The organism is Patescibacteria group bacterium (genome assembly GCA_034660655.1).
Classification (GTDB): Bacteria; Patescibacteriota; Patescibacteriia; order JAACEG01; family JAACEG01; genus JAACEG01.
In genome coordinates this window covers 1-12,127 of the sequence record JAYEJU010000039.1, presented here as the reverse complement: position 1 = coordinate 12,127, position 12,127 = coordinate 1, and the positions used below count along the sequence as shown (strand labels likewise).

General features: G+C 30.2%; 14 protein-coding genes. All 14 read left to right on the top strand.

Features of this window, described 5'->3' with window-relative positions:
• Positions 1 to 330 precede the first annotated feature (330 nt).
• The 14 genes from uvrA (at position 331) to U9O55_02895 (ending at position 12,041) form a co-directional block, all read left to right on the top strand.
• A complete protein-coding gene (gene uvrA, locus U9O55_02960; protein MEA2088772.1) occupies positions 331 to 2,844 on the top strand; it encodes an excinuclease ABC subunit UvrA in 2,514 nt (837 codons plus the stop codon).
• An 89-nt stretch (positions 2,845 to 2,933) separates the two neighbouring features.
• Positions 2,934 to 4,307, top strand: coding sequence for an extracellular solute-binding protein (locus U9O55_02955; protein MEA2088771.1), 1,374 nt, complete (start codon positions 2,934 to 2,936; stop codon positions 4,305 to 4,307).
• Positions 4,308 to 4,316: 9 nt separating this feature from the next.
• Entirely contained in the window at positions 4,317 to 4,808 is a 492-nt protein-coding gene (locus U9O55_02950) for a hypothetical protein (GenBank protein ID MEA2088770.1), read from the top strand.
• A 41-nt stretch (positions 4,809 to 4,849) separates the two neighbouring features.
• The gene (locus U9O55_02945) at positions 4,850 to 5,194 is read left to right on the top strand and encodes a hypothetical protein (GenBank protein MEA2088769.1); all 345 of its coding nucleotides are present in this window, start codon (positions 4,850 to 4,852) and stop codon (positions 5,192 to 5,194) included.
• Between the two features lie 154 nt (positions 5,195 to 5,348).
• Positions 5,349 to 5,693, top strand: coding sequence for a hypothetical protein (locus tag U9O55_02940; GenBank protein MEA2088768.1), 345 nt, complete (start codon positions 5,349 to 5,351; stop codon positions 5,691 to 5,693).
• Positions 5,694 to 5,853: 160 nt separating this feature from the next.
• A complete protein-coding gene (locus U9O55_02935) occupies positions 5,854 to 6,252 on the top strand; it encodes a hypothetical protein (protein ID MEA2088767.1) in 399 nt (132 codons plus the stop codon).
• Positions 6,253 to 6,657 (top strand): hypothetical protein, encoded by a 405-nt coding sequence (locus U9O55_02930; GenBank protein MEA2088766.1) that lies wholly within the window; start codon positions 6,253 to 6,255, stop codon positions 6,655 to 6,657.
• Positions 6,658 to 6,660: 3 nt separating this feature from the next.
• The gene (locus tag U9O55_02925; GenBank protein MEA2088765.1) at positions 6,661 to 7,071 is read left to right on the top strand and encodes a hypothetical protein; all 411 of its coding nucleotides are present in this window, start codon (positions 6,661 to 6,663) and stop codon (positions 7,069 to 7,071) included.
• A gap of 18 nt (positions 7,072 to 7,089) precedes the next feature.
• Positions 7,090 to 7,512 carry a hypothetical protein gene (locus U9O55_02920; protein MEA2088764.1) on the top strand — a complete coding sequence of 141 codons (423 nt, stop codon included), beginning with the start codon at positions 7,090 to 7,092 and terminating at the stop codon, positions 7,510 to 7,512.
• Positions 7,513 to 7,751: 239 nt separating this feature from the next.
• Positions 7,752 to 8,144, top strand: a complete 393-nt coding sequence (locus tag U9O55_02915) for a hypothetical protein (protein MEA2088763.1) — start codon at positions 7,752 to 7,754, stop codon at positions 8,142 to 8,144.
• Positions 8,145 to 8,147: 3 nt separating this feature from the next.
• Positions 8,148 to 8,552: a hypothetical protein gene (locus tag U9O55_02910; protein ID MEA2088762.1), complete on the top strand. Its 405-nt coding sequence runs from the start codon at positions 8,148 to 8,150 to the stop codon at positions 8,550 to 8,552.
• A 68-nt stretch (positions 8,553 to 8,620) separates the two neighbouring features.
• Positions 8,621 to 10,717, top strand: a complete 2,097-nt coding sequence (locus tag U9O55_02905; protein MEA2088761.1) for a DUF2079 domain-containing protein — start codon at positions 8,621 to 8,623, stop codon at positions 10,715 to 10,717.
• Between the two features lie 68 nt (positions 10,718 to 10,785).
• Positions 10,786 to 11,349, top strand: a complete 564-nt coding sequence (locus U9O55_02900; protein ID MEA2088760.1) for a hypothetical protein — start codon at positions 10,786 to 10,788, stop codon at positions 11,347 to 11,349.
• Complete coding sequence (locus U9O55_02895) at positions 11,346 to 12,041, top strand: nucleotidyl transferase AbiEii/AbiGii toxin family protein (GenBank protein MEA2088759.1); 696 nt, start codon at positions 11,346 to 11,348, stop codon at positions 12,039 to 12,041. The genes U9O55_02900 and U9O55_02895 overlap by 4 nt, the downstream gene beginning before the upstream one ends.
• Positions 12,042 to 12,127 lie beyond the last annotated feature (86 nt).

Here is a 12,127-nt window from a genome sequence, read left to right as displayed (position 1 = left end):
TGGTAGCGGATGCCAACATAATGATTGCAAATGCGATATGAATTATGACGGATGTTGTGATAAACAAGATTTACAGATGTTTATCAGAAACTGGCGAGATTTTAGGCACAAATAATAAGGAGAAAAAATAATATAATCATCTGCCAGAACTAAACAGTTCTGGCAGTTTTTTTATTCGTGTTCGCAAAATATTATAGACATTGATTAACAAAAATTGAAAATTATAATTCATGAGAATTAATGGCTAATTACAAATGACTTATGTTTATATGTTTATCTCTTGATTTTTTATAAGCGCTATGTTATATTATTTGTTAATAATAAATTTTTATGGCGATTGAAAACGATAAAATAATCATTAAAGGAGCTAGGGTACATAATCTTAAAAATATTAATGTTGAAATTCCTAGAAATAAATTGGTTGTCATAACAGGGCTTTCTGGTTCAGGAAAATCAAGTTTAGCTTTTGACACTCTTTATGCTGAAGGCCAGCGCCGTTATGCTGAAAGTTTTTCATCTTACGCAAGGCAGTTTTTAGGAATGGCTGATAAGCCGGATGTTGATCAGATTGAAGGTCTTTCACCGACAATTTCAATTGATCAAAGAACGCTAACCAACAATCCTCGCTCAACAGTCGGGACAATGGCGGAAATTTATGATTATATCCGTTTTTTATTCGCGAAAGTCGGGATTCCATATTGCGTTCATTGCGGGAAGAAAGTCATGAAAAAAAGAGTTCCTTTGTCAGGATTGGAATTAAGCAGGGGAAGCAAAAAAAAATATTTGGAATTTTTTGTTTGTCCAAGATGCAATGAAAAATTTCCAAAACTTGAGCCAAGGCTTTTTTCTTTTAATTCGCCTTATGGAGCTTGTTCACATTGTAAAGGGCTGGGAGTTAAATTAGATGTTGACATTGATTTGGTAATTCCAAACAAAAAATTAAGCTTATTAGAAGGCGCGATTCAGCCTTGGACCAAATTTTTTTCCAATCAGCCAATATATTGGAAAAAGCTGCAAAATGTCGCTAAAAAATATAAATTTTCAGTTGACGAACCCGTTGAAAAATTAAAAGAAAGAGATATACAAATAGTATTATATGGCGATCCTATAAGAGACAATGAAGAAGAGGCGGAAAAACATAATTATTTTGAAGGCGTTTTGGATATTTTACAACAAAAACATGATAAGACAGATTCTAATTTTTTAAGAACAGAAATTGAAAAATATATGAAAGAATCTGTTTGTCCTTATTGCGAGGGGAAAAGATTAAGAAAAGAGGCGTTGAATGTCAAGGTGGATGGAAAGTCAATTGATCAAATAGTTGATTCAACAATTATTGGCGCTAAAAAATGGATAAGTAGCCTAAAATTTACGAAAGATGAGAAAAAAATAAGCGATCAATTAATTTCAGCGACAATAAAAAGGTTAGATGCTTTAATAAATGTTGGCTTATATTATTTAACATTGGATAGATCAGCAACAACTTTAAGCGGAGGCGAAGCGCAAAGAGTGCGAATAGCCAACCAGATTAATTCATTGCTTACAAATGTTATTTATATTTTAGACGAGCCTTCCATTGGCTTGCATCAGCGCGATGTTGATAAATTGATAGTGACTTTGAAAAAAATAAGGGACTTCAAAAATAGTGTTATTGTTGTTGAGCACGAAGAAAAAATTATGAAAGAAGCCGATTATATAATTGATATTGGCCCAGGAGCTGGAATTTACGGAGGGGAAATTGTGGCGCAAGGAAGCTTTAAGCAAATTTTTAATAATAAAAAATCTTTAACTGGAAAATATTTGAGCAGGAAGAAGAAAATAGAAAAAGCAAAATATTCGCGCAAAGGTTCTGGCAAATTTATTGAAATAATCGGGGCTGTGGAGAATAATCTTAAAAACATAAATGTTAAATTCCCTTTGGGGAAATTTATTTGCGTAACAGGAGTTTCTGGAAGCGGAAAGTCAACTTTAATCATTGATATTTTGGGGAAAGCTTTGGCGAAAAAATTTTACAGGGCAAAAGCGTATTCTGGAAAACACAAAGAAATAAAGGGGATTGAAAATATTAACAAGGTTATTAGAATTGACCAATCGCCGATTGGCAAAACTCCAAGATCAAATCCAGCGACTTACACGGGATTATTTACATATATTAGAAGTCTTTTTGCCTTGTTGCCAGAATCTAAAGCAAAAGGATATGATGTTGGATTTTTTAGTTTTAATATTGACGGTGGAAGATGTCCAATATGTTCTGGCGAAGGATACGTAAAAGTTGAAATGCAATTTTTAACGGATGTTTATATTGAATGCGAGGCTTGCCATGGCAAAAGATATAATGATAAAGCTTTGGAAATTTATTATAAAGGCAAAAATATTGCTGATGTTTTAAGTTTAAGCGTTAATGAAGCTTTGAATTTTTTTAAAAACGCCACTGCGATTTATGATAAGTTAAAAATTTTATATGATGTTGGTTTGGAATATTTGCCATTAGGCCAGTCAGCGACAACTTTGAGCGGAGGGGAAGCCCAAAGAATTAAACTAGCGACCGAACTTTCTAAACGCTCCACAGGCAAAACTCTTTATATTTTAGACGAGCCAACAACAGGGCTTCATTTTGATGATATTAAGAAACTGTTAAATGTTTTAAATATGCTGGTTGATAAGGGAAATACGGTTCTTATTATTGAACATAATTTGGATGTGATAAAACAAGCTGACTGGGTAATTGATTTAGGCCCTGAAGGCGGAGACAAAGGAGGTAAAATAGTTTGTGAGGCAGAGCCTAAAAAAGTCGCTAATTTTAAAAAGAGTTATACGGGGCAGTATTTGAAAAAGCTGTATTAGAAAATTATTTATAATTAAAACAACAAATTTTTTTGTTGTTTTTTTATTTATATGATATAATAAAAAAAATAAATTGTGGAAAAAATTTTATGAAATTTTTTAAAACAAATTTAAAATTTAAAATTTTATTATTGGTTTTGGCTTTATTGCTTACTTCAGGATTTCAATGTAAATGCGTCTCTTTTGAAGTTAGGGAAAAACTAAATCCAGTAACTTTGGAATTCTGGGGAGTGTGGGACAATTCAGATGTTTTTAAAAATATAATTAGCGAATATAATAAAATCCATCCAAACATTAGCATACAATACAAAAAATTAAGATATGAAGAATATGAAAACGCACTTTTAAACGCGTGGGTTGAAGGCAAGGGGCCTGATATTTTTTCTATTCATAACACATGGACAGCCAAATATAAAAATAAAATAGCTTATTTGCCTAAAGAGATTGAATTGCCGTATGTGTCTTATAAGCCTCCATTGCCTGGATGCGAGAGGGCGACAGAGCAAGTTATAGAAAACAAAAAAAACACAAGCCCATTAGTAAGCGATATAAAGAATGATTATGTTGACGCTGTGTATTATGATGTTGTTTTCAAGGATGAAAAAGGCAAGAGCCAGATTTACGCTTTACCTTTATTTTTAGATACTCTAGTATTGTTTTATAATAGAGATTTGCTAGATAGCGCAAATATAGTTTTTCCTCCAGCAGATTGGGATGAATTTTCAGAAGACGTCAGAATATTAACCAAGTATGACGTGAATCGTGAAATAATTCAATCAGGAACAGCCATGGGAACTTTTGATAATATAGAAAGACCATTAGATATATTATCTTTGTTAATGTTGCAGAATGGCGTTAATTTAGATTCTCTAACTAGCAAAAATTATTTCCAAAGGACTTTAGAGGCTTTAAATTTTTATTTGGATTTTGCTTCTCCTGAACGTGAAGTTTATTCATGGAACAATGATATGCCAAATTCTTTGGATGCTTTTGCCCAAGGGAAAGTAGCTTTCTTTTTTGGATATTCTTATCATATCCCGTTGCTTCAATCAAAAGCTCCAGCATTAGATTTCAAAATAGCGCCTATACCTCAGGTTAATCTTGGCAATCCGGTAAATTATGCTAATTATTGGACACATACTGTTTTTAAAAGAAGTGAACATGCAAGTGAGGCGTGGAATTTTATTCTTTTTATGAGCGAGAAAGAAAATGTTAAAAAATATTTAAAAAAGACAAACAGACCGACAGCTTTAAGGAGCTTAATAGAAGAGCAGAAGAGCGATTTGCGGATAAAGCCGTTTGTTGATCAAGTTCTTACGGCGGATTGTTGGCACGGATATAAAAAATTTAATTATATTGAAATAGTTTTTCAAGAAATGTTTGACAAAATTTATAATGATGAAGACATAGACTCGCAAAAAGCCTTGAAATCAATCAGAGAAAAAATTTATAGAGCTAAATAATTTTTTAAAATGAAAACAAATAATAAAATTTTTCCTCTAATATTTATTTTTGTTTTTTATTTTGTTTCTTTTTTGCCTTTCTTAAATCAAGATATTAGCGCTCAGTCTGAAATAGAAGTAAATTCTCCTTTGGTTGTAAGCGGATGGGTTTATGAAATTTTAGACGGACCTTTAATCCCGACCGAGTGCCGTGGGAAAGCAACAGAATGCGGAATAGAGGAGTTTTTTCAAGTTTTAGTAAATGTTTTTAAGTTAATGTTAGGATTACTGGGAAGTCTATCTCTTTTATTTTTCATTTATGGAGGCTTTGTTTGGCTGTTTTCTCGTGGCAACGCCAATATGATACAAAAAGGCAAAGATATTATTATAGGGGCTGTAATCGGAATGAGTATAGTTTTGGGAAGCTGGGTAATTATTAATTTTGTAATTGCGGTGTTCACTGGCAATTTAGGCAATTTAGGCAATGTTACGATTTTTGAGAATGCTTGGTGGAATTTTTAAAATAAATTTGATTAGTTTTATATTTTTGATATAATACAAATATGTTTAAAAAAATATTTTTTGGAATTTTAATCGCGTTAACTCCGTTAATTAGTTCAGCTGCTAGATTGTCTAATCCTTTAGGAAGTGGCAATAATGATCCAAGAGAAATAATAGGAACAGGAATAGCAGGAGCTTTTTCAGTTATGGGATCTTTGGCTTTGGTTATGTTTATTTACGGCGGTTTTCAATGGATGCTTTCAGGCGGAAACCAAGAAAAGGTTACAAAAGGGAAAAATATTTTAATATGGGCATTTTTGGGATTATTAATTATTTTTAGCAGTTATGTTATATTAAAATTTATTTTAGGAAGAGAAGGATTTTTATCTCCATTCTTGATTGTTTAAAAAGTGTGTTATAATAATAAACACACAAATACTTTAACATTTTAACACTTTAACATTTTAAAAATATCTATTTAATTCCCTCTTTATAAGGGGGAGTGGTAAGGAATTTTTAAAATATTTATATGCTTAAATGCGTTAGAAAGGGGGTGAAAATATGAAAAAAATAATTTCCTTAGTTTTTGTTTCTGTCTTTTTGTTTTCAATGATGTTTTCAGTAACTTTAGCACAGAATTTTGGAATGGAATATGCTACTACATTAGGATTGGGGACAGAAGGACTAAGATCAATGATTTCATCTGTTGTTAGTATTCTTTTAGGATTTCTAGGAATTTTAGCTATTATTGTTATTTTGGTTGGTGGCTTCCAATGGATGCTTTCAGGCGGTAATGAAGAAAAAGTTGCTAGCGCTCGCGGAATGATTATTGCCGGTGTTATTGGTTTAGCTATCGTTTTAGCTTCATTTGCGATTGTTACTTTTGTAATCGGTGCTATTACTTAGTAACATTGACTTTGATTAAGAATAAAAAACAATATATTTTTTATACAATTTTGTATAAAGGTAGAGATTTTAATCTCTACCCAGACAGCAAAATAGATTTATTGTGTTGCGCGGGTAGAGAATAAAAATGGTCAAATAGTCTTTGATTTAGTTTTATATTATGTTTTTTTTAAATAAAAAAAAGTTTGTTATTTTGAGTTTTTTAACAATTGTTTGTCTGTTTAATTTTACTATTGTTAACGCGGTTGATGACAGTGTGAGAAATGGATTAGATATATCAGGAAGCCATGCTGGATTTAACACAAGCAAAGAAGGAGACATTAGTTTAGCAGACGCTATTGGTAAAATTATTGGAGTGTTTTTATCTTTTCTAGGTGTAATTTTTTTTATGTTAGTAGTTTACGGCGGTTTTATTTGGATGACTGCCGGCGGGAATCAGGATAAAGTCGGGCAAGCAAAAAAGATTATAGGCAACGCGGCATTAGGAATAATTATTGTGCTTTCCGCTTATATTATAACTCATTTAGTTACTACTGAATTTAGTAATATAATAGATTAGATGTTTAAAAAAATAAAATTTATTATTTTAAGTTTATTTATAATCTGTTGTTTATTTAATTTTACCACAGCAGAAGCAATAACTGTTGGAGGTTTGGAAAATACTGGCAGTCAAGCTGGTTTTAACACAGGAGTTACTGAAGTTTCTTCGGTTTCAGGTGCTATTGGTGAAATTATAGGGATATTTTTATCTTTCCTTGGCATAATATTTTTTGTTTTAATGGTTTATGGCGGTTTTATTTGGATGACTGCTGGCGGGAGTCAGGATAAAGTCGGGCAAGCAAAAAAGATTATAGCTAACGCTATTTTAGGATTAATTATTGTATTTTCAGCATATATAATAACTTATATAATCACAAGCGAACTTAGTGCGACTGTTGGCGAGTCGGAAATCAGTGCTCCATAATTTATGTTCAAAACAAAGCATAAACAAATTTTTATTTTAACAGCGATAGTTTTTTTGCTGGTTCCTTGTTGTTTTACTTTTATAGCAGAAGGCGCTAGCCCTAATTTGACTAATTCATCAGGATTTTTGCATGATGCTGGAAATTCAGCGGGATATAGCGATAAAACAGATATGGAGCCGATTCTTGGCAAAATTATTAAAACTCTGCTTAGTTTTTTAGGAGTAATATTTTTTATTTTAGTAATTTACGGCGGTTTTATTTGGATGACAGCTGGCGGCAATACTGATAAAGTTGGAGAAGCAAAAAAGATTATTATTAATTCTATTATTGGATTAACAGTTGTGATGTTTGCTTACGCGATAACTTGGTATATTGTTTCCCAATTAGTTGATTCAACGGGATTTACTAATTAAAATATATAGGATAACAAAATGAAAAAAATATTTTTAAAATCTAAATTTTTTCAAATTGCTGTTTTATCATTATTATGTTGCTTAATAGCATTGCCAATCCAAGCAACAAAAATATTAGATAGATTAAACTTAGTCGGAACAGGAGATGACGGAGCTGGCTATGAAGCAGTTAATGAAGACGGAGATGTTTATTTTGCTGATAAGTTGGGAGGATTTATAAAAATATTTTTAACTTTTCTCGGAATTGTTTTTTTGATTTTAATAATGTATGGCGGTTTTTTATGGATGACAGCTGAGGGCAATGAGCAACAGGTGGAAAAAGCAAAACAGACTATAGTTAATTCTACAATCGGTATTGTTATCGTGATGTTGGCTTACGCGATTACTTGGTTTGTTATTATGAAACTTGGCGACGCTACAGGATTTATAACAGGGCTATAAATAATTTTGAATTATTAATTTTGAATTTTGATTTAATTTCTAATTTTTAATGATTTAATTTTTAAACAAAGAATAAAAAATCCATTTAAAAATTTGACAGTCAGATAGATTAATCCAAAATTAAGTCATTAAAGAATTTATTCAAAATTCAAAATTTAAGGTTTCAAAATTTTCCCTGATTTTTTCCAAAGAGTGGAATCATGGGAATAATATTATTTTGTATTTTAAGAACATTAAGTATGATTAAAAAAGCAAGCAAAATATTAGTAATTATTTTTTTTGTTTTTTCATTATTATTTTGTAATTCTGTTTTTGCCGGCACCCTTGGCGAGCTATTAACTCAAATAGGAGACAGCGCCGGCTATTCTGACAGCGGTGATGTTGATGAAGACAGTATAGTTATTGCTTTGGCAAAAATTATAAATATTTTATTGGGATTTTTAGCTGTTATTTTTGTAATTCTTATTGTTTACGCCGGTTTTTTGTGGATGACAGCCGCTGGGAAAGAAGAGCAAGTTGGAACAGCAAAAAAAATTTTAGTAAGATCTCTTATCGGCGTAGTAATTATTTTTGGCTCATATATGGTTGCGTGGTTTGTGATGTCAAAATTATCAACCATAACAGAATATTAAATTATGTTTAATTTTAAAAAAATAGCTTTTTGTTTTTTATTAATATTCGCGATCAATTTGTTTATTGTTAATATCGCGGACGCGGCGTTGTTTGATTCTGGAAGCGAAGGCAGGCATTATTTTGATCTAATGGGAGAATATGGTTTTGAGCGATCAAGCACTGGCGAGCCAATGCCTTTAAAATTATTTATTCTTTTAGTGATTAATTATATACTTGGATTTTTAGGAATACTTTTTATTTTGTTAATAATTTACGGCGGTTATTATTGGATGTTTTCAGGCGGGAATGAACAAAAAATTGCGACAGCAAAAAAAATACTTTTGAACGCGACTATTGGCGTGGTAATAGTTTTGTTGTCAGCTTCTATTACATTCTTCGTGTTTACAGCATTAGGGGCGATTGATTAAACATTTTGAATTATATTTTTAAATAACATTCCCCTCTGGTTTTATAATCAGAGGGCTTTTGCGTAAATATGGGCAATAATTTAAAAAATTTTTTTAACGCAAATCAAGGCAAAAATAGTTTTAGGCTGTTATGGTTTTTTATTTTTTTATATACTTTGTTTTTTAGTTTAATTTGTTTTTGGAAATATAAAAATTTTTTATATAATGGGCTTGATTTAGCGATTTTTAATCAGGTTTTTTTTAACACTTCAGAATTTCGTTTTTTTGAATTTAGCATTCATCCACATTTATATTTAGGCGATCATTTTTCTTTGTTTATTTTATTATTGTCTCCTTTATACGCCTTATTTAAGTCGCCTGTTTTTTTATTGTTTGTTCAAAGTTTTGCTTTAGCTGTTTCTGCTTTTCCTATTTTTTTAATTACTAAAAATGTTTTTAAAAAACGAGAAGATAAATTTTCAATAGCGCTTGTTTTATCAGCGGTTTTTTTATTAAATCCAATAGTTTGGAATATAAATCTTTTTGATTTTCATATTTTATGTTTTTCTGTTTTTTTCTTGCTTTTTGCTTTTTATTTTTGGCAAGAAAAAAAGTTTTTATTTTTCATTATTTTTTTATTTTTAGCTTTAATGGTTCGCGAGGATGTTAGTTTAGTTGTTTTTATGTTTAGTTTTTTATGTTTTTTAGAAAAAGGATTTTTTCAGAAATTTTTTTACAAAATTAAAATTAATTTAAAATGGATAGTTGTTCCGTTTCTTGCTTCAACATTTTGGTTTTTCGCGTCTGCCAAAATAATAGCTTATTTTAATCCAGCTTCTGTTTATAAATTTTTAGTTTATTATCAATGGCTTGGAAACAACAATAATTTTTTAGAATTAATAATAAATTTTTTCAAAAGCCCTTTTGAAGTTTTTTTGCATCTGTTTGCTTTTGGAAATTTAATAACATTTTTTGGATTTTTTTTGGCATTTATTTTTTTACCGTTATTCGCGAAAAGATATTTGTTGTTGGCTCTTGGAATTTTCGCGCAGATTTTTTTAAGCTCGGCTGGCGGCGGCGATCTTATTCTTAAAACTCATTACGCTTTGCTTTTTTTGCCGGCTTTAATTATAGCTTCCATATACGGATTTAGAAATTTTTTAGAAAAAAGAAATAAAAAACTTGAAAAATGGAAACTGTTAGAAAAAAATAGAACAGATATTAAGAGGAAATTGGTTGATTTTTCAGGAGCTTTTAAAATAATTGTTCAAGAAAAGAATTTTTTAATTATTTTTTTTGTTGTTTCCATAATTTACGCTAATTTGTCTTTGGGTTCGATTATTGGAATAGTAAAAGCAGTCAGCAACCAGCAAATAAGAGAAAAAACAGAATTAAATAAAATGTTTATTGACAAAATACCCAATGGTTCTTCTGTCGCTGCCACTTATAATTTAATATCTAACTTGTCTGATCGCGAAAATATTTATTCTTTGTATTACGCTTTTTTAGGAAGAAAACAATTTTCTCAAGAAGATTATAAACTGCCTAATAACATTGATTATTATTTAGTAGATTTTTCTGATTTAATAACTTATCAATTGCAAATAGAAAATATTGGAATATATAATGGGCAGTATATGACGGGCGATGATCGCTTGCGCGCTTATTTAGAAAATTATGGCGTGGTAGATGTTGTTGACAGTTTGGTTTTATTTGAAAAAAATTATCAAAGCAATAAAAAATTAATTGAGATTGAAAATTTAAGGCAAGATAATTATAAAAATACTGTTTTTATTAATAACAAAAAAATAGCCTTATTAGACTATAACAAAAAAGAATTTAAAAATTCATCAATTATTTTTTACTCATTTTTATGGCAAGTCTTAGAAAATATAGAACGAAATTACCAATTGCAAATAGAAATATTAAATAACAAAGGCGAAATTGTTTGGGAAAAAATTTATGCTTTGGCTTATGGAATTTATCCGACTTCTGAATGGAAAACAGATGAAACGATTAGGACTAATTATTGGTTTTCATTTCCATCTAAATTTTTAAATGATAAATTTATTCTGCAAGCAAAATTAATTGATATTAAAAAAGGGCATATTAGCCTGGACAATATCAGAAGCGTTGTTGATGTAATTGAAGAAAAAAAAGAGCTGGGAACTTTTCAGATAAAATAAATATCTTGACAAAATTTTATTATTTTATATAATAGAAGTATACAATTTTGTATACTTGTATTAAATATATGGCAAATATTACTCAAAAACTTAAAATTCTTATGGAAAGCAAAAAAACGGTGTTTCGCGCTAAAGATTTGCAAAGCTTGTGGGACGAGAATTATAGGAATACGATTATTTACGCCAAAAGAATGGTAGCTAAGAATTTAATTTTGAAATTAGAAAAAGGTTATTACGCGCTTAATAAAGAATACAGCATTTACGAATTAGCCAATTTAATCATCTCTCCATCGTATATCTCCTTTAATTCCGCTTTGCTTTTTTGGGGCATCTGTTTTCAAGTAAGCGATACAGTGTGCTCGATTTCTCTTTCAAATTATAAAAAAGAGATAGAAGGCAGAATTTATAAATATCAATCAATGAAAAAAGGATTGTTTTTTAATTCAGATGGGGTTGATTTTAAAAATAACATATCCGTTGCCAGTCCGGAAAGAGCATTGCTTGACTCATTTTATTTTGGCGCGGTGGCCAATATAGACGACTGGGAAAAAATAAATAAAACTTATTTAAACCAGCTTGCCAAAAATTATCCTTTAAGTGTTCAAAAAAAGATAAAAGATTTAAAGTTATGACCAAAAAAAGTTTTGAGTTAGATAAGCACAAAAGAGTTCTAACGGAAATTTTAATAGACATCATCAAGCATTTGAATGGCAATGTGGTTTTTAAGGGCGGCACAGCCGCGATGATGTTTTATAATTTGTCCCATATGTCTCTTGATTTGGATTTTGACCTTTTAAAAGAATTAAGCGAGGAGAAAATTGATATTTTAAAAATTATTTTTAAAAAACATGGCGAGGTTAAGGAATTTAGGGACAAAAGATTTACTCTTTTTTTCTTATTGGATTATGAGGCGAATTATCCCAATATAAAGGTAGAGTTTAACAAGCGACTTTGGAAAAATAACAGTTATAAAACAGTTTGGCTTTTAGGCGTAAAGATAAAAATCGCCGATAAGAAAACAATGTTTTCCAATAAATTGGTTGCTTTGAGCGAGCGCAGAACCTTGGCGTCTAGAGATCTTTTTGATGTTCATCATTTTTTAAAGTTAGGATATCCGCTTAATGAAGAATTAATTAAAGAAAGGACAGACAAAACTTTAAACGAGTTTTTAAAATATATTAAAAAGTTTATTTCTGAAAATTACAGCTCTAAAAATATTCTTCAGGGGCTGGGCGAAATTTTAGATGAAAGCCAAAAAAGTTGGGCGAAAGACCATCTTATTTCCGAGACAGTGAAAGAGCTGGGAAGTTTTGAGATAAAATAAAATTTATTTTTAAACAAAAAACAGGCTTTAAGCCTGTTTTTTTATTCCGCGAATTTTAATGTTGCGCTTTTGCAAAAAATTTATAA

Coding starts and splice junctions, on each gene's coding strand:
- U9O55_02955 (MEA2088771.1), top strand. CDS start 2,934: ATGAAATTTTTTAAAACAAATTTAAAATTTAAAATTTTATTATTGGTT.
- U9O55_02915 (MEA2088763.1), top strand. CDS start 7,752: ATGATTAAAAAAGCAAGCAAAATATTAGTAATTATTTTTTTTGTTTTT.
- U9O55_02945 (MEA2088769.1), top strand. CDS start 4,850: ATGTTTAAAAAAATATTTTTTGGAATTTTAATCGCGTTAACTCCGTTA.
- U9O55_02905 (MEA2088761.1), top strand. CDS start 8,621: ATGGGCAATAATTTAAAAAATTTTTTTAACGCAAATCAAGGCAAAAAT.
- U9O55_02925 (MEA2088765.1), top strand. CDS start 6,661: ATGTTCAAAACAAAGCATAAACAAATTTTTATTTTAACAGCGATAGTT.
- U9O55_02950 (MEA2088770.1), top strand. CDS start 4,317: ATGAAAACAAATAATAAAATTTTTCCTCTAATATTTATTTTTGTTTTT.
- uvrA (MEA2088772.1), top strand. CDS start 331: ATGGCGATTGAAAACGATAAAATAATCATTAAAGGAGCTAGGGTACAT.
- U9O55_02895 (MEA2088759.1), top strand. CDS start 11,346: ATGACCAAAAAAAGTTTTGAGTTAGATAAGCACAAAAGAGTTCTAACG.
- U9O55_02920 (MEA2088764.1), top strand. CDS start 7,090: ATGAAAAAAATATTTTTAAAATCTAAATTTTTTCAAATTGCTGTTTTA.
- U9O55_02930 (MEA2088766.1), top strand. CDS start 6,253: ATGTTTAAAAAAATAAAATTTATTATTTTAAGTTTATTTATAATCTGT.
- U9O55_02900 (MEA2088760.1), top strand. CDS start 10,786: ATGGCAAATATTACTCAAAAACTTAAAATTCTTATGGAAAGCAAAAAA.
- U9O55_02940 (MEA2088768.1), top strand. CDS start 5,349: ATGAAAAAAATAATTTCCTTAGTTTTTGTTTCTGTCTTTTTGTTTTCA.
- U9O55_02935 (MEA2088767.1), top strand. CDS start 5,854: ATGTTTTTTTTAAATAAAAAAAAGTTTGTTATTTTGAGTTTTTTAACA.
- U9O55_02910 (MEA2088762.1), top strand. CDS start 8,148: ATGTTTAATTTTAAAAAAATAGCTTTTTGTTTTTTATTAATATTCGCG.